At 44.4% G+C, this 17,584-nt stretch carries 16 protein-coding genes; 4 read left to right on the forward strand and 12 right to left on the reverse strand.

Annotated features, from left to right (window positions below):
- Window positions 1–24: 24 nt before the first annotated feature.
- From SDE_RS12745 to SDE_RS12765, 5 genes are all read right to left on the reverse strand, one after another.
- Window positions 25–810, reverse strand: a complete 786-nt coding sequence (locus tag SDE_RS12745) for a PepSY-associated TM helix domain-containing protein (protein WP_011468912.1) — start codon at window positions 808–810, stop codon at window positions 25–27.
- On the reverse strand, window positions 803–1,348 hold the full coding sequence (locus SDE_RS12750) for an FMN-binding protein (RefSeq protein ID WP_011468913.1): 546 nt from the start codon (window positions 1,346–1,348) through the stop codon (window positions 803–805). Before SDE_RS12750 ends, SDE_RS12745 begins: the two co-directional genes overlap by 8 nt.
- 66 nt (window positions 1,349–1,414) lie before the next feature.
- Window positions 1,415–2,611: a hypothetical protein gene (locus tag SDE_RS12755; RefSeq protein ID WP_011468914.1), complete on the reverse strand. Its 1,197-nt coding sequence runs from the start codon at window positions 2,609–2,611 to the stop codon at window positions 1,415–1,417.
- A 232-nt stretch (window positions 2,612–2,843) separates the two neighbouring features.
- Entirely contained in the window at window positions 2,844–3,176 is a 333-nt protein-coding gene (gene grxD, locus SDE_RS12760; protein ID WP_011468915.1) for a Grx4 family monothiol glutaredoxin, read from the reverse strand.
- Between the two features lie 148 nt (window positions 3,177–3,324).
- Window positions 3,325–3,570, reverse strand: coding sequence for a hypothetical protein (locus SDE_RS12765; protein WP_226986507.1), 246 nt, complete (start codon window positions 3,568–3,570; stop codon window positions 3,325–3,327).
- A gap of 256 nt (window positions 3,571–3,826) precedes the next feature.
- Between SDE_RS12765 and SDE_RS12770 the strand changes: the two genes are divergently transcribed.
- From SDE_RS12770 to SDE_RS12780, 3 genes are all read left to right on the forward strand, one after another.
- The gene (locus SDE_RS12770; protein WP_011468917.1) at window positions 3,827–4,993 is read left to right on the forward strand and encodes an aspartate aminotransferase family protein; all 1,167 of its coding nucleotides are present in this window, start codon (window positions 3,827–3,829) and stop codon (window positions 4,991–4,993) included.
- A 6-nt stretch (window positions 4,994–4,999) separates the two neighbouring features.
- Window positions 5,000–5,911 (forward strand): ornithine carbamoyltransferase, encoded by a 912-nt coding sequence (argF, locus tag SDE_RS12775; RefSeq protein WP_011468918.1) that lies wholly within the window; start codon window positions 5,000–5,002, stop codon window positions 5,909–5,911.
- Between the two features lie 356 nt (window positions 5,912–6,267).
- Entirely contained in the window at window positions 6,268–6,963 is a 696-nt protein-coding gene (locus SDE_RS12780) for an SDR family NAD(P)-dependent oxidoreductase (protein ID WP_011468919.1), read from the forward strand.
- A gap of 253 nt (window positions 6,964–7,216) precedes the next feature.
- On the opposite strand, the gene SDE_RS12785 is transcribed toward SDE_RS12780, so the two are convergent.
- The 3 genes from SDE_RS12785 to SDE_RS12795 form a co-directional block, all read right to left on the reverse strand.
- Entirely contained in the window at window positions 7,217–7,468 is a 252-nt protein-coding gene (locus SDE_RS12785; RefSeq protein ID WP_011468920.1) for a PepSY domain-containing protein, read from the reverse strand.
- A gap of 105 nt (window positions 7,469–7,573) precedes the next feature.
- Window positions 7,574–8,941, reverse strand: a complete 1,368-nt coding sequence (locus tag SDE_RS12790) for a sensor histidine kinase (RefSeq protein WP_011468921.1) — start codon at window positions 8,939–8,941, stop codon at window positions 7,574–7,576.
- Between the two features lie 89 nt (window positions 8,942–9,030).
- On the reverse strand, window positions 9,031–9,723 hold the full coding sequence (locus SDE_RS12795; protein ID WP_011468922.1) for a MaoC/PaaZ C-terminal domain-containing protein: 693 nt from the start codon (window positions 9,721–9,723) through the stop codon (window positions 9,031–9,033).
- 495 nt (window positions 9,724–10,218) lie between these two features.
- Between SDE_RS12795 and SDE_RS12800 the strand changes: the two genes are divergently transcribed.
- The gene (locus tag SDE_RS12800) at window positions 10,219–10,893 is read left to right on the forward strand and encodes a response regulator transcription factor (RefSeq protein ID WP_011468923.1); all 675 of its coding nucleotides are present in this window, start codon (window positions 10,219–10,221) and stop codon (window positions 10,891–10,893) included.
- A gap of 67 nt (window positions 10,894–10,960) precedes the next feature.
- Here SDE_RS12800 and SDE_RS12805 read toward each other — a convergent pair whose 3' ends face one another.
- From SDE_RS12805 to SDE_RS12820, 4 genes are all read right to left on the reverse strand, one after another.
- Window positions 10,961–14,122: an efflux RND transporter permease subunit gene (locus tag SDE_RS12805; RefSeq protein ID WP_011468924.1), complete on the reverse strand. Its 3,162-nt coding sequence runs from the start codon at window positions 14,120–14,122 to the stop codon at window positions 10,961–10,963.
- A gap of 63 nt (window positions 14,123–14,185) precedes the next feature.
- Window positions 14,186–15,205 carry an efflux RND transporter periplasmic adaptor subunit gene (locus tag SDE_RS12810; RefSeq protein WP_041324679.1) on the reverse strand — a complete coding sequence of 340 codons (1,020 nt, stop codon included), beginning with the start codon at window positions 15,203–15,205 and terminating at the stop codon, window positions 14,186–14,188.
- Between the two features lie 139 nt (window positions 15,206–15,344).
- Complete coding sequence (locus SDE_RS12815) at window positions 15,345–16,778, reverse strand: TolC family protein (RefSeq protein WP_011468926.1); 1,434 nt, start codon at window positions 16,776–16,778, stop codon at window positions 15,345–15,347.
- Window positions 16,768–17,529 (reverse strand): MipA/OmpV family protein, encoded by a 762-nt coding sequence (locus tag SDE_RS12820; RefSeq protein WP_011468927.1) that lies wholly within the window; start codon window positions 17,527–17,529, stop codon window positions 16,768–16,770. Before SDE_RS12820 ends, SDE_RS12815 begins: the two co-directional genes overlap by 11 nt.
- Window positions 17,530–17,584 lie beyond the last annotated feature (55 nt).

A 17,584-nucleotide genomic window follows, 5' to 3' on the forward strand; every position in this document is an offset into this window, starting at 1 on the left:
TTTAATGAACGCATTAAACGGGCCCTATTCTTTTAACTTACGCCTGCCCTTTTCTCTTCGTTGCCCAGAACGCTTGTTTTTTTGCATCCACAATATAATGCCCGTAACCGCTAACACAATAAATAGTAGCGCCACCGCATCCATAAACAACGGCCCTATCGCCCCCAAGAACCTTCCAGCGTGCAAATCCATTACCACTCGCTCCCAGGTAATCTCTCCACCATGGCGATTGCTTTGTACTTGCGCCAGCACATGCAGTGGCGGTTCGGTTAGCTCAACCCACTGCAATACTCTTCCAACGGGGTACTGCACTTGCGCCCACGTCATTTCATCGGCATTTAATTGATAGCTTTGGACGCCGTCGGAAACACACAGGCTGTTATAGCATTTACCAACTTGCACAATGGGTTGAGGCAAACCGTACATCGGGCCTGCTCGCTCCACTAGCTGATTCGCATAGGTATACAGCTGTATTTCCAAACCACACACGGCTATCCAGTATTCCGGTAGCGAGACAGCGCCTAAAAACTCGCCTTTGCATTCGGCAAACTCATCATAGCCAAAGTATAAAACCCCCTCTTGATGAGATAACCAGTTATGAGCAAGTTCGACGGCCGTAACCTCTGGCAACTCCACCCCATAGATTTCTAACAAAAAAGGGGCGTTTACGTCGTTTGAATCTAGCTTTAAGTCGTGCGCATGATTAAGCAATACGCCCGTTATAGAGAGGAAAATAAGAAAGGCGGCGCTGAAGATTCCCAGCTTTTTATGCCATGTAGTGAAGAGTTTTCTTGTTTCTGCTTTAGCCATTTAGTGCGTACGGTGTTTGCTGATGTAGAAAAAGCGCCAGTGTAGCGACTTTTTTAACTGCACGCACCGAAAGAGTAGCACCAGTGATTCCATCTATAGACTCACTTAGCTCATAACGTTTGGTATTTTTAACTAGGTTAGCTTTCAAAAACTGCTTAGTAAAAAAGTCGTACTGCACCTCGGCGCCGCGGCTCTCGCGGTAAACAAGAATGGAAACATTACTAATTTCGTCGCCATTTACCACTACCCCCATGGTAATTGGGCGCTCTTTACCAATCTCTTCTAGTATCCAAGCCGTGCGACTACCAGCAGCCCAATAGCGAACACGCAACTGATCAAGATCGTAACCAATATACTGGCGCACCTCTTCTCGCAGCGCATCATTTACCCAAAGCACCTTTCTGGCTGGTGCGGCATCAACAAACGCCTCTGCAAGAAACGTTTCTACATCTTTCAATGTTTGTTCTTCGCTACCATGCACTGCTGCACATGCGATTAAGAAAGATACAACTATAGGGTAAACAATTTTTTTAAACATTTGGCTCTCGATAGCATTAAATGGCAAAAGGGGCCCGCAGGCCCCTAATTCACGTTAGCTGTAAGCTTAGAAAGACCAGCCAACACCCAAGTTCAGGCTGTTGTTATCATCGCCATTATCTAATTCTTGGTCTTGGTAGTCTGCTTTAAATACCACAGTATCGGTTAACCAGAAATTAACACCTATATCAAACGCTGCATCGGCATCCGCGCCAGCAAGGCCAGCTTCGTTATCCCACTCAGAATGACGAACGAATACGCCTAGGTTATCAAGGATTTTATATGAAGGCTCGATGTACCAACCGCTTTGCGAATCGCGCCCGCTCGCGTCAAATACTTCCCCGTCTAAATTCCAATCTGCGTATAAACCACGAACAGAAAAGTCACCAACGCTGTAGACTGCATGCGCTTCAAGCAAACTTGCAGACGCATCACCCTCAGCTACACCTTGAGTAATATTAGTTTGTAATTGGTAGGTTGCGGCCAACTCTAAGCCAGCCACAGCGGTGTATTTAATACGTGCGGTGTAAGCGAAATCGTTGGCAACCGCGTTGGCTGACTTTTGACGACCTTTTCTGATAAGCCCTACATTGTCGTTACCGGCATCAGCCACCACTTCTAGCCCGCTGTGAATAGCTAAGTCATACCCGAGTCCAGGAGCCAACTCACCAGTAAACATCACACCAGTTTCCCACCAAGTAACAGGTATGATGTTTTTCTCAATAATGTTGCGCTCTACACCGTAGAAAGTATCTGGCTCATGAGTTTCGTTCAAAATACCTACTGGAACCAAAAACTGACCAGCAACTAAACTGTGGCCTTGTGCGTAATCCCACTCAATAAAGGCTTGCTCAAGCTCTACTTCGCCAGGGCCATCCTCTGTCACAAGACCGTGCTCTAATTCAAACTCAGAGAAAAAACGCACTGAATCGCTAAAAGTGTGGCCGATATATAGTACAAAGCGGTGTGCATCTATTTTGTCATTACCGTTTTGGAAGTTGTTGTAATGGTGCTCACCGTAACCACCGATTTGGGTTTTAGATGCCCAAGAAGCGCTTTTGTTGCTAGCACCAGAACCACTTTCAACAGCGTCAGCCGTTGCTTCAATTTTTGCGTCTGCTTCACTTACTTCTTTTTTCAGCAGGTCTATTTCCTGTTGCTGCTTTTTAACAAGCTCATGCAGCTCTTCAACTGTTGGGGAGGCATTGGCAAAAACGGGGGCGACAAGCAGGGAAATAACAGCTGTTAACGCAGACTTTCTCATGATTTACTCCATTTAAAATAAAAAGCTGACACCAGCGTATCGAGCCATATTACGCTGGCAAAGTAATTAGGCGGCGAATAGTAATGAAAATGATAAGAGTTATCAATGAGCAAATGATTGTAGCTTAGGGCGGGAAGCTATTTAGATTGTAAATAAGTGAGGGAATATTAGAACAAAGGGGCAAACAGGAGGAGCTGTGCGACAAGGAAGGCTTGCCGCACAGAAGAACAAATTACTCGCTAGCTTCTTCTTTCGGTGCTGCAGCGTCGATAATTGGCTTCAATTCACCGCTTTCATGCATTTGCACAATAATATCGCAGCCCCCTACCAGCTCCCCATTCACCCAAAGCTGTGGGAATGTAGGCCAGTTGGCGTACTTAGGCAAGTTAGCGCGAATATCGGGGTTAGATAGAATATCCACGTACGCAAAACGCTGACCACAAGCCATTACGGCTTGCGAAGCTTTAGCGGAAAAGCCGCATTGAGGCGCGTTCGGGGAGCCCTTCATGTACAAAATAATACTGTTTTCTTCAATTTGCTTCTTAATGGTTTCGATAATATCCACGACGACACTAACCTCTTTATAGAACGGTGATAATTACTACTTTAAATCTGAGTTATTTACTCGGGTATTTCGCTATTGTATAGCAGATAGCCACCCGAATGCACTACGTCAGCTAGCCTTTGCGCGCCAACAAGCCAAGGCACCAACCTCACAGGGTGCTTTTTTGCTTCGCCACCCAGTTTACGTGCGCAGATATCGCCGCATCATTTTTGAGCAAGTCCAGCGAGTTAAATTGCTTAGCCAGAGTCATTTCATCGTATAGCTTATGAATACCCGAATGGCATTTACGACAAACATGTACACCCGCATTTAAATCTTCTCGAGCATAATGCTTTTTAAAAAAGTTACGGCCGTGCACCTTTCTTGGAATAAGGTGATGAAAGGTTAAAGGCACTTTACGCAAACAAAGCGCACACTCCATAGGTGATTTTTTGCTATTAATGGGTGCACCCTCTCTAGAAATTCAATATCGGACCATAAATTATCACACAGAGTATTCTATTTATTCACTGCATGCTTTATTGTTAGGGTATGTAATGGCTTGATCGAACATGATCGCCTACAAAAATTTACAAACCCTATATTTGTTTATAGAATGATCACTTGTTCAGGCAGCCTTCGCTGCCTGTTTTGTTTTTGGGAGTATAAAAATGTCGGTGTCGGCGCTAATGAATACATACGGTGAAAGAAAAACCACGTTAACCAAGGGTGATGGACCTTATCTTTGGGATAGCGAAGGCCGCCGTTATTTAGACGCTTTATCTGGCATCGCTGTATGCGGGCTTGGCTACAACTACCCAAGCGTAACCCAAGCTATTAGCGAGCAAGCCAAAACGCTTATTCATTGCTCCAACTTATTTCTGATAGAGCCGCAGCAGGAACTTGGCAAACTATTGGTGCAAGCTTCCGGTATGGATAAAGTATTTTTTAGCAACTCTGGCGCAGAAGCTAACGAGGCAGCTATTAAACTTGCGCGAAAGTACGCACAAGATAAAGGCATTACTGCACCTCACATTATCACCTGCGACAAAAGCTTTCATGGTCGTACTATGGCCACCCTATCTGCTACGGGCAACCCCAAAGTTAAAGCGGGCTTTTTCCCAATGGTCGAAGGGTTTAGCCATGTACCTTACAACGATATCGAAGCAATCAAACAAGCGGCCACCGAAAATACCATCGCCATAATGGTAGAACCTATTCAAGGTGAAGGCGGTGTTAACGTGCCGGCCGACGATTATTTAACGAACTTACGCGCCTTGTGTGATGAAAACGGCTGGCTTTTAATACTCGATGAAATTCAAACGGGTAACGGCCGCACCGGCGCTTACTTCGCTTACCAGCACACAAATATCCACCCGGATGTAGTTACCACGGCCAAAGGCTTGGGTAACGGTGTACCTATTGGCGCTTGTTTGGCCAAAGGCAAAGCAGCAGAGGTGTTTCAACCAGGTAACCACGGGTCTACCTTTGGCGGTAATCCACTAGCCTGCAGCGCTGCTGTTGCTACATTTAAAGCCTTAGTGAATGACGGCATTATGAAAAGCGGTGCCGCTACGGGCAACAGCATGATCGCCAAGTTTAAAGAACGCTTTGCCAATAACCCTAAAGTGGTAGAGGTAAAAGGCCAAGGCATGATGATGGGTATACAACTTAGTCAAGACTGCCCTACTTTAGTTGAACGCGCGAAAGAGAAAAACCTGCTGTTAAACGTAACAGCCGGCAATACTATTCGCCTGCTACCGCCATTAATTTTGACTGAAGAGCAAGCCCAAACGGTGGTGGATACTGTAGTACAACTTGTAGAAGAAATTGAGTAAAACGCGATGACTAAACCAAGACACTTTTTAACACTAGAAGACCTTTCTGCAAAAGAATTAGAAGAGGTTATTCAGCGCGCTATTGATTTAAAAGCCCAACACAAAGCGGGCACCACTGATGAGCCCTTCAAAAACCAAGTACTGGGGATGATATTTGAAAAATCATCCACGCGTACGCGAGTGAGCTTTGAAGCAGGTATGGCTCAACTAGGTGGCAGCGCAATATTTTTAAGCTCTCGCGATACACAGCTTGGCCGCGGTGAACCTATTGAAGACTCCGCGCGTGTACTATCACGCATGGTAGACATTGTTATGATCCGCACTTTCGAGCACTCGATTGTAGAACGATTTGCGGAATATTCGCGCGTACCGGTTATGAATGCGTTAACAGACGACTACCACCCCTGCCAATTGCTAGCCGACATTCAAACGTTTGTTGAACACAGAGGCAGCCCCAAGGGTAAAACAGTAGCTTGGGTTGGTGATGGTAACAACATGTGCCATTCATACATTAACGCCGCAAAGCTTTGCGACTTTAAACTACAAATTGCCTGCCCCGAAGGCTTCGATCCAGCCCCTCAGCTTATTGCAGAAAACAGTGACCGCGTAACCGTTACCCGCATTCCTGAAGAAGCTGTAAAAAATGCCGATTGGGTAGCCACAGATGTGTGGGCAAGCATGGGCCAAGAAGACGAGAAAAAGAAACGCTTAGCCGCTTTTGCTGGCTACGAAGTGAATCATAAGCTTATGAGTCACGCCAAAAAAGACGCAATATTCATGCACTGCTTACCTGCCCACAGAGGCGAGGAAGTTAGCGCAGAATTATTAGAAGACGAAAACATATCGGTAGTATGGGATGAAGCCGAAAATAGACTACACGCACAAAAAGCCCTTATGCTATTTTTAATGGGTAAATAAATTACAGGAAACTCTGATTAATCCCAAGTGCTTTTTGCGAGAGCCAAAACGTTCAGCTGCTAGGCGTTCTTCGCAGCTAATGGCCTTAGTCCTTAGCAAGAAGAACAACGAAGTAGATGGACGTTTTGGCCACGCCCTACGGGGCTTTCAGGCATTCTCGTCCTCGTCGTTATTTTATTTCAACAGACAACCAATATGCCTCAATAAAATGCCTAGAGGACAAAAATGCCTGAAAGCCAAAAAGCGTTTAATCAGAGGTTCCTATAAATGGTCAAAAAGAAGCCCGCTATTAACGCGGGCTTTTTTTATGCCCACACTAAAACCTCACCTAAGAAATATTTGGAGTACTTACAGCCATGGCTAAACACATGATGATAACCGGCGCCACCTCGGGCATAGGGCGAGAAATTGCCATAATGGCGGCAGACCAAGGCTATAACCTTAGCCTTTGCGGACGCGATAAAGTACGCCTAGAACAAACTTGGGAACTGTTGCCAGAAAAAACCAAAACGCACAATCACATCTTTTGCGCCAGCGAAACCGCAGCCATTCAACTGTTTGCCAAAGAAGCGCAAGAAGAATTAGGCGCGGTGGACGTACTGGTAAACTGCGCAGGCCTAAACAATGTACGCGCGCTAGGCCATGAAGTATCAATAGATGACTTACATTGGTTAATGAAAATTAACTGCTACGCCCCTATTGCTTTTATGCAAGCGGTCATCCCAAATATGAAGGCGAATAAAAACGGCGCTATCGTAAATATACTTTCTACCGTCTGTCAGTTCTCCAATCCTGGTATCGCAGCCTATACTGCATCCAAAGCGGCATTAGACAGCTACACGAAAGTGATGAGAAAAGAGTTACGCGAAGACAAAATTAAGATGCTATCACTTTACCCTGGTGGCGTAGACACAGCTTTTCGCGCAACCGACCGACCAGAATACCTAACGCCGCAAAGCGTCGCCAAAGCTGCAATGCAAATGCTAGATTACGACGAAGACACTCACATTCACGACTTAATTATTCGCCCTACTAGCGAACAGAACTTCTAAAAAAATACCGAGTTAAACTTTAACTCGGTATTCAATAAAAAACGGCGATAAATTCGGGGGGCAAGAGGTAACCTACGAGCATTAAATACTTGCACTTAGCTGCAATAAAACCTCTATTACCAACTTGACGTAGGCGCGCCCGCAAGTATTGTGTTAACTCTTATTTATCGCCCTTACAGCCTAAAATTCACTTCCATATGACTAGTGGAGCAAATATTAATATGTGTCCCCATGCTATTGGGATTATTTATTACTAATCTAATTCTTTACGTAAAACTTCGCCAGCTTCGGTTAGCACCAATTCGTAGGCTTCGCCTTCAAACTCCAATTCGTACTCCCATACCCACTGCCCGTCTTCCTTTTCACGCTCTATTTCTAGAATTTTTGCGCCAGGAAACTCTTCTAGCAAAACCTTTTTGTGCTGCTCCAACATATCGGTTTCACCTGCTACAACCGCAACAGATACCAACCCTAGTGCCAATATAAGCAAAGGAAAAATACGCATACCCATCTCCATATAAGAAAAACTGAGTCATTACTATACGGCTAAAGGAGTGAATTTTTTGCAAAATAGGCGTAAACAACCATTCAATAAAGTACGTTATTTTAATCAACTTGCTTTCATTTTTGCATCGAACACTACTGTCACTACCGTTCCCTTCGATTGGTCGCTAGATATAGTAAATTCCCAATCCAGTTTTTCTACAATACGCTGCACAATACTCAAGCCCAGACCAATACCTTCAGGTTGCAATTTATTATAGGGCTGACTAATTCGATCTAATTGATCAAATGGAATACCGCAGCCAGTATCAACAATTTTTATACATGAACTATCGGCCTGAATAAGCACGCTGCCAGTTTGAGTGTATTGAAATGCGTTGCGAATTAAGTTTGATACAACTGTTTCAAAAAGGTAATCGCAAATAGTAATAGTAAGTGATGGATCGACCTGAATATCTACATTCACGGACTTACCTTGTAATACATGCCTATGCTTTTCTACTAATGCATCGCAAAAAGTATACAAAGTAATAGATCTTACATCGTCGTAATCCAATGTATCTCGCCCCAATAAAAGAAAGGTTTGAATAAGATGCGACATTTCATTGTTGGCCCGCTCTATTCTATCTACCAAACGCCTCTGCTGGGGTGAAAGAGACATGGATTCCAACAATTCGAGCGATACATGAATACTGGTTACCGGCGTTCTTAATTCGTGGCTAACCTCCCTAGAGAAGCGGCGCTCATGCTCTACGTATGTTTCGATGCGTACCATTAGCGATTCGATTGTGCGAGCAACCGTGCCAACTTCATCTGGGAAGAACTGAGCAGAAAGCTCTTTCGGTATGTGCTCTGGGTCGGTATCGCCAACGGTTTTTGCCAATCGAATAAGTGGCTTCATCACCCGATGCGACATAATGGCGCCTATAAGCAACCCCATAGCGGTAATAAAAATAGTAAGCGGTAATATCAACCATTTAGTATTTTTATCACTTATAAAGCTATCTTCGCTAAGTACGTTGGTAAAATCAGATATATCGTAGATAACATACTGGAATTTATCGTCTCGAGGCACCTTAACAACCTGAAGCCCCTTATTCAGAAAGGTAAACTCGTAAAGTCTTTCGCCGTTACCCAAATTATCAGTATTGGCTAAGGCTTCCATCCCCTTAAAGCCCTCACCAGTAAAAGGTTCATTCATCCCAAATTTTTCAGATATCAAGTTATAGGCGTCTATATCGTTACCTTCAACAAAGTATCTAAGTCGATCACTCTCTGGCCGCAGGTCTTGCTCCACAATTTCGCGCGCATTCTCTAACGCATACCAATTAAACAATTGGTCGTTAACAACTTTAGATATGAAATCTGAAGCAACCCCATACGCAATGGCGCAAATGAATGAAAGCAATGTAAAAGCGACTAAAATACGTAAACGAAGGCTATTCCAAACACGTATGGCTGGTTTACGATCCATGTTATTCCTTAATTTAAGTGACAAGCAAACCACTACAGAAGGTTTCTTCCGTTTTCTATAGTGGCTTAGTAAAAACTACCGGAGGGTAACTAGAATACAAATCGATATATGGGGTTAGCCACACAGGCGGGCCTAGCTGAATGCTCTACCTCAACAATAACTTCCTCTTCAACCATTAAACCGCGCTTAACCACATCTACGCTTACGACTTTTTTTATAGCTCGCACGCGGTTACCACTTTTAAGCGGTGCAGGAAAACGCACCTTGTTCAACCCTAAATTGATAACCATGCGACAATCAGGGTACGGGGAAGCATCGCTATCAACCACGCCAGTAAGCTTAGGAAGCAGTGATAGCGTTAACAAACCATGAGCAATCGTCGACTTAAATGTTGATTCAGCCTGCGCTCGCTCTACATCTGTATGTATCCACTGATTATCTTCCGTAACTGCTGCAAAACCATCGATTTTGCTTTGGTCTACAACCAGCCATTCGCCAACGTATGAAACCTCGCCAATTTTTGCAACTAAACTTTGGCGCAAGGCCTCGGCGCTTGGGTTATCACACACATTAGCGATTACATCTTCGGGGTCTAGCTCTGTATCGTTAGCCGGCTGATTAACTACCGACTCCATCCCCCATTTAAGCCAATGGTTATTTTTAGCGTTTAACCAAAACTCATTCCAATAATCTCGCAATTGCGGAAATACGAGATCGTTAAGCTCTACTTTCCGCTCAACTATTTTTTCTTTCTTTTCCTTAATTATTTCTAATACGTTCATATCCACACCCCTGCGTGTAATAACGATTAGCGGCTTCCTTGGCTATAGTAAAACACCCTGCTTTTTAGCTTACTATTCTAGCAGGGTATTTCCCTAAAAATGCAAAACCACCTATATATTGGTAGAGTGCAATTTTGAGCTAGCGGCAACCAAACATCAATCGCCAGCACCTTAAAAACCAATAAAAACACATAATATTGGCGCCATAATAATTCATTTAACGGGCGACACACAACTACTATGCCAATCAGTACTCCCACGCAATTAGAACTATCATCTAGCCAATAATAGTTGTAATAAATATGAAACTGATATTTCTGTTTTTAATCAAATCACAAACCACAAAAAACCACTTAAACAACCTTGTCCAATCAACATTTTTATTAGAAATAGCCAGTAAATTAAAATAGAATCCCTATTAGGCAGTTTATCTGTGACAATGAACTAAATTGATATTACTCATTACAGTTAAAATTAACCGAACGGATTATTCTCATGCGCATTCTTATACTGGAAGACAACAGAGACATTGCAGAGAGCGTAGGCGAGTTTTTTGAGCTTAACGGCCATCATATCGACTATGCTATGGATGGCCTAACCGCCATGCACTTGGCGGTTACTAATGAATACGACATTTACCTATTCGACATAGGGGTACCAGGCACTGATGGCATAAGCCTAACCAAGCGCCTAAGAATTGACGGCAACGACCAAACACCCATTATTTTTCTAACTGCGAGAGAAACATTAGAAGATAAAATAAAGGGCTTCGAGAGCGGCTGTGACGACTACGTAGTTAAACCTTTTCAACTAAAAGAACTGTTAGTTAGGGTAAACGCCATTTACAAACGTTCTCAACCACAGATCTCTAACGTAATAGATATAGCTGGTTTGAGAATCGATAAAAACAAGCATGAAGTAACACGAGACAATGTAAACATTACCATCACTCCCGTTTGCTATAAAATACTTCTCACCTTAGCAGAGTCTTCACCAAACGTGGTTAGCCGCGAAAAAATAGAAAGTATTATTTGGAAAGATATCGCCCCATCTAGCGATTCACTTAAAAGCCACCTTTACAGCCTGCGCCAAAAAGTAGACAAGCCCTTCGATTTCCCTTTAATACACACCGTATCGAAACAAGGCTTTAGGCTGTATAAAGCGTCCTAAAACAAAACTAAGCCAACCCATCACAACGTAAAAAAGCCCGCAAGCGGGCTTTTTAATTATTTATCACTTATACTTCTTTCGGCTGTATACCACTCGTAAACTCTTCCTGCTGCTCATGTACTTTATTGCGATCAAGCAACAACAACATGGCAGGAAATATAATTAGTGTTATAGCGGTAGCCACTAGCAAACCGACCCCCAACGAAATGGCTATTGGGACCAACCACAAGGCTTCTGGGTCGCCTTCCCACATTAAAGGCATAAGCCCTGCAAGCGTGGTAATGGACGTTAATACAATTGGGCGGAATCGGCGTACACATGCCTGCTTTATTGCTTCGGTTATATCTTGTCCTAGCCTTATGTTTTCTCGATATTGATCCACCAAGAGTAACCCGTTATTAATCAATACCCCTGCCAATGCAATCACACCAAAAATCGACATTAAACTAAAGGTTAGGCCATAGGCAATATGCCCCCACACTGCGCCGATCATACCAAAAGGTATTAAACATAAAATTAACGCAGGGTAGCGGAATGACCCGAGTGGCAACGCCATAAGCGCGAACAAAATAAAACCGGCTAACCCAGCAGACGATAAAATACTAGATAAAGATTTATTAGCCTCTTTTGCCTCGCCCTCAATGCTAAACCCCACACCAGGGTAGGCTTTAACCATTTCTGGCAAAACGCTCTCACCCATCTCTTCTGCTACATCTTCAGGCGACCGTGTATTCATTTTGGTATTGGCATATACCGTTATTGTGCGCTGCTTATTAATACGTCGTATTTCAGAAGGCACAACATTTTGTTCTATTTCAACCAATTGCGACAAAGGAATATACTGTTTGCTGCCGTCTGCTGACTGTATAGGTAACAACATGGCATTTAAGCCAGTTAGCGAATGCCGATATTCGTCTTCTAAGCGCACCATAACTCTTGCTTCGCGCTCACCTACAGTAATACGCTGAGCCTCTTGCCCATAGAAAGCGGCACGAACCTGCGTAATAATTTCTGCGTCACTTATATTTAAGCTTTTAGCTAAATCTGTAGGTTTGAATCTGTATTCAATCATATTGGCCAGTTCAGAATCGCGAATATCAACCACGTCATCTTGGCTGGCTAAATGCTCACGTAATTCTTTAGATAGCGCTCTTAGCGATTCAATGTTTTCTCCGCTTAGCTCTATAGCAATTTTTTCACTACTGCCAGACCCTGCATCAATACTTAACGAAGAAATACCCGGCGTATAGGGCAAGCTATCTCGCCACATTTGTTGAATATCATAAGCATCGTAGGGGGCGTTAAAGGCTTCTTCTAGCTCTACATCCACCACAAGCTCGCTGCCGCTATAATGCTGGCTAATATGCTTTACCGGTTGATAATCAAGATTATATTTCTGTTTTACTTCTTCGCTTACCGCACGTAACTGCTCGGTTGCTTTATCGCCAATAGTTTCACGTATAGACGGCGCAACAGAAGGATGAAACTGAAAAGATGCCTGTAATGCGAAATCGGCAATATTGGGAATAATGGCCATTTTTAATAAGCCGAGAGGTATCATCGCCAGCGAAATAACCAACACCCCGACTACAGCAGAAATGGTGCGAACAGGGCGTACAACAACCCAATCTAAAGCGGGCTTATAATAACGCTCAACAAACCCATCCATTTTTTTAGTGGCGCCGGTCGATAGCGCATTCAATTTATTGAACGCAGGTTTTTGCAATATTTTTGAAGGTTTGCGCAAGTGGCTGGGCAATACAAACTTAGACTCCACCAGCGAAACAATTAAGCAGCAAATCACAACCATTCCAACGCCGCCTAATTTGCTGCCCATATCCCCTTCCGTTAAAGTAAGCGGAAAAAACGCAGCAATTGTTGTAAGCACACCAAACGTTGCAGGAATAGCAACGCGGTTTACACCGGTCACCACCGAGTGCATAGAATGCCCATTTTGGGCGGTTTCATACTGAATGCTCTCCCCAATTACCAAGGCATCATCCACAATCATGCCCAACGCAATAATAAAACCAAGCAATGTAACCGCGTTTAGCGATAAATCTAAGCCTGCAAAATGCATCAACCCCATCGCGCCTAGAATTGAGATGGGAATACCTATCGCTGTCCAAATGGCTATTTGAGGGTTTACAAAAATACCCATCAACAGGCAAATAATAATAAAGCCGCCCACGCCGTTTTTAACTAATAACGAAATACGGGTTGTAAACTCTCGCGATTCATCCTGCCAAGCTATCAATTCAATAGCTGGGCTAAGGGCAGCGCGCTTGGCGTCAAGCAGTGCATTAATCGATTCACTGGCCGTGCTAAACGGCACCTTTGGGTCGCGATACACAGAAAGCATTAAGCTGGGTTTGCCGTTAAATTTTCCGGCTACATAATCGTCGTGAGGCGCTAACTGAATTTCTGCAATGTCCCCTAATCTTACAACTACACCACTCGCCGCAGATACAATGGGAATATCGATAAAATCACTCGCCATATTACCCAGCGTATTCGCGCGTAACTGATAGCGGTTGCCGAGCGTTTGTATGGTACCGCCAGCAACGTTTACCGAGTAGCGCGCAACGGTATCTGCAACGTCGGTTAAACTTAATTGATATTGCTGTAGTTTATCGGGGTTAATATCTATATATAACGGGAGCTCTGGTTCGTTTTCAATTACCGCGTACGATATGCCCTCCAGGCGGGATAGCTCACTTTTAAATTTTACCGCCTGCCCTAGCAATGCAGGTAAAGGTACATCGCCGGTAATATTAATAAACTGTACCGGGCCTACAGGCTCGGGCAAGCTAAATACAGGTGGCTCGGAAGAAATAGGTAAACCACTAATACCATCTACCCGCGATTTAATTAAACTAAGCAGGCTTTGCTGGTCTGCACCGTTAACTAGCTCTACAGAAATACGCGCGCCGTTATCGGTGCTGTTCGCCACTATGCGCTCAATGCCTGCCAAACCTTCTAACGATTCTTCTACCTTTTTCACCACAAGCTCTTCTACATCACTTGCGGTACCCCCTCTTACGGGAATATCAATATCGACACGACTAGGCGCAAATGGCGGAAACACTTCTTGCGGCAAAGAGTTTACGCCCACAAATCCGGCCAGCATAATGACCATAAGTAAAATTTTTGCCGCATTTGGATGCATTACAAACCAGCCGGACAAACCGCCAGAAGAATCACCCTGTTGATATTGTTTGTTTTCCATTATCTAAACCTAAAATATTGAATATTTAAGCTCACTTGTAAGAGAGAGCTTAATAACGGCAAATTAAAACATTGAGATATTAACGGGGTTAACCGCAGCGCCAGCCCAGTACAAGTCAGGCGTTTCGGTGATTACTTCAATGGAATCTATATCGCCGAGCAGGCAATATTTTTTACCCTTATATTGATAAACCACCTCAGGAAATTTCTCGGCAATCACCCCTCCTTTTACAGAGAGAATTGAATTTCGCTGAGTGAATACTTCTTCGGGTATAGCAAATAACTTTTCACTGCTAGGAATACTAATTTTGGCTACCACATATTGGTTTACAAATAACTTGCTTTCGCCGGAGTTTGTTAAAGGCACCTTCACACGCAAGCGCGCTTGTTGCTCCTGCTTGTTTAAATCTGCAGACAATGACACAGGATACGCATCTACGCTTTGCGAGATACTATCGCCGCCATTAACGGATTTAAGCTCGACGCGCAAAAAATCTATATTCTTAATAAGGGGCAACTCTTCCAACCGGATAGGCAACTCTAATGCCGCGACATCAGCTTGAATAAAGCTGCCCGCCACGGCCCCAGGCATAAGCAAATCTCCCAAGCTAATTTCTCGGGTTTTAACTACACCATCGTAGGGCGCGCGCACAACAGTTAGCGACAAATCTCGCTTTGCCTGCTGTAAACGGGATTCGGCTGCCTCGAGTGCAGCCTGCGCAGCATCAACATATAAATCCCTACCCGCCAATTCATTGGGTTCGGTAGACTGAGTCATGCGCCAATCTTTTTTCGCTCTATCTGCGCGTACTTTTTCGTCTTCAAGCGCTAAGCGCGCTTCCAGCATACGCTGTTTTGCTTCGGCAACTTGGGCTAAATAGTTGGTATTATCAATCGAAAACAGAATCTCCCCTTTTGCCACACTCATGCCTGGCTCAAAGTGGTTTGAAATATGATTGACATCACCCGTTACTTGCGCAGCTAGTGTTGTTTGTTGAAACGGCACAATAAAACCTTGCGATTTTATAGTTATGTCATGATGCTGCGAGACGATCTCACCGGTTACTACATCTAATTCTGCCATGGCGCTCTTTGAAAAAACGCCAACTGCAAGCAGTAAGCAGATTATTGTTAATCTGTTCATGTTCAAACCTGTGTATCAATAATTAAATTCAAAGACGTTTTGCGTTTGCCAAACTTACACTTAAAACCAACTCGATGGGTTACCCCTTAGGAGTAACCGCGGAACTACTAGCAGCTATATTTTTTACATCTTCATAGAATACAGGGTTCGCCATATCCAACTGAATATCAACCCAGTTATTCAGCGCAGCAGTGCGAGCTTTTACAATACTTTTCTTCAGTGCAAGATACTCCCGCTGCAGTTGCAACCAAGCTTGCACGTCAGCCACGCCCGAGTAGTAATCTTGCTGAGCAGATTCTTGCGCTAACAATGCTGCTTGTAACGCATTCTCTTGCGCAACTAATTGACCAACCAAACTTTGCTGCCCATCAACTTTTGCCAGTATGCTTTCGCTGGCATCTAATAATGTTTGCACGTAGCGCCAATATTCTTGTTGCGCGGCTAACTGTGCTTTTTTCGACTCTAGCTTTAGGTTGCCTCTAGAGAAAATTGGCTGCAACACGGCAAGCGAACTATTAAATGTGTTTGCCGTGCTATCTGCACTGGTAAGCTGGCCGCTTACAAGCGCGGGCACCAAGCTCAATCTAAATTGAGGGTACAACGCGTAATATGCAGCAGACGCTCGCGCATCCGAGGCCTTAAGTGCTGCCATCGCTGCCTTTACATCTGGGCGCTGCTCGATTGACGCCAGCGGCACTTGCTGCACATCAAAATCGGGGATAGACGGAAGCACCACCTGCGATGGAGTTGCTTCACGCACAGGAAGCTCGCCCGCCAACACGCTCAATTTGCGTTCTACATTTGCGCTTTGTAAACGCATCTGCTTTACCTGTGCGTCCGCTAATGCCAGTTGTGCATCAACTTGATGCAGTGCTGTCGCCGAGCTCTCACCACCGCGGTACCTACGCTGCAATACATCTTTCGATAACTGCCAGCTTTTTAGTTCTTGTTCACCCAGTGCCAAAAGTTGCAAAGCTTCTGCGCGCTCGAACCATACTTTGGCACCTTGCGCTGCCAGCGACAGTTGTGCGTAATGCAACGCTTCTTTTTCACTTTGGTATTGCAACAATGCTGCACGTTTTGAAGCGCGTAAACGTCCCCACAAATCAAACTCCCAATCTACAGTGAGTGATAACTGGGCATTTTTACTCGCCTCCAAACCAGGTAATGCTCCGCGCATTACTTGCTGCCTATTGCCTGCAAGCTCCAACTCTACACTTGGGTAAATATCTTTTTGCGCGCCCTTGTACTGCAGTAGAAACAACTCGGCTTTGGCTTGCAATGCCTGATAATTTGCATTGCCGGCCAACACGCTGCGAATATATTGCTCTAACTGAGAATCGGCGAGCTGCGAAGCCCACCCACTTTGCACTCGCGTCAAACTCGATGAAGCTACCGCCCACTCAGGCGGTAACTCAAACGGAAGCGGCTCGGCAGCCATTTGCTTAGGTGCACGAGCGCAACCTGAGATTGCGCCAATAAAAGCGGTAATGACGAGTAACTTAGAACTCATAACCTAAACCAATTGCAATAGAGAACTGCTGATCCTCTTTCGCAAGGGGGCTATCAATAATGGCGCTATCGTATTTATCAAACGCTAATCGTCCTAAAACTCTTACGTCACCTACACGCCACATACTGCGCACAGATGCTTCGAAATTAGTGCCGCTGCCTACTTCAAACATAGGCCTGAATTCGCTCGCGTTTTCTGCACTCACACCATAGTAATATTGGTTATATTCTTCAGAGGTCCAACTAATAGACACTTCAGGCATTACAACCAAACGGCGGTTAAATAAGAGGAAATCTTCTTCGATTGAAAACTCAGCAATATCGCCTTTGTGCGCATCGGAAATATCTGTGCGGTAACTAAAGCCCAGCTCTACCATGCCAGCCTCAACTTCAAATTCCACACCAGCTTCGATAGCGCCCGATGCATCTTCTAGGCCTTCGTATAAGCGACTACCAGCTTCTACTGAGCTAAGCTCATAACCTGCCCCCATATTGATACTCATAAAAGGGGATACAGAGAAACGCTCGTTTTCGTAGGCGATAACGCCTATATCCGTGCCGCGGAACCACATACGCTTATAGGAACCCCAAAGAACGGGGATAGGCGATGTTTCGGATTTTATATCTTGATATGCCTCTGTTTGAGACATAACAGCCAAGCCTAAAACTAGGGGTTGTTTTTCTAGGTCGGCATGCGCAGCACAAGTTGTTGTAGCGCAAATTAGACCTGTTAATAAGTGTTTACGGTTCATTACTTTCTCTCCTGAAAGAATTTAGCGCATAGCCTAAGGTAAGGGCTGTCAGTAA

Origin of the sequence: Saccharophagus degradans 2-40 (genome assembly GCF_000013665.1) — a bacterium.
In the GTDB taxonomy this organism is placed as follows: Bacteria; Pseudomonadota; Gammaproteobacteria; order Pseudomonadales; family Cellvibrionaceae; genus Saccharophagus; species Saccharophagus degradans.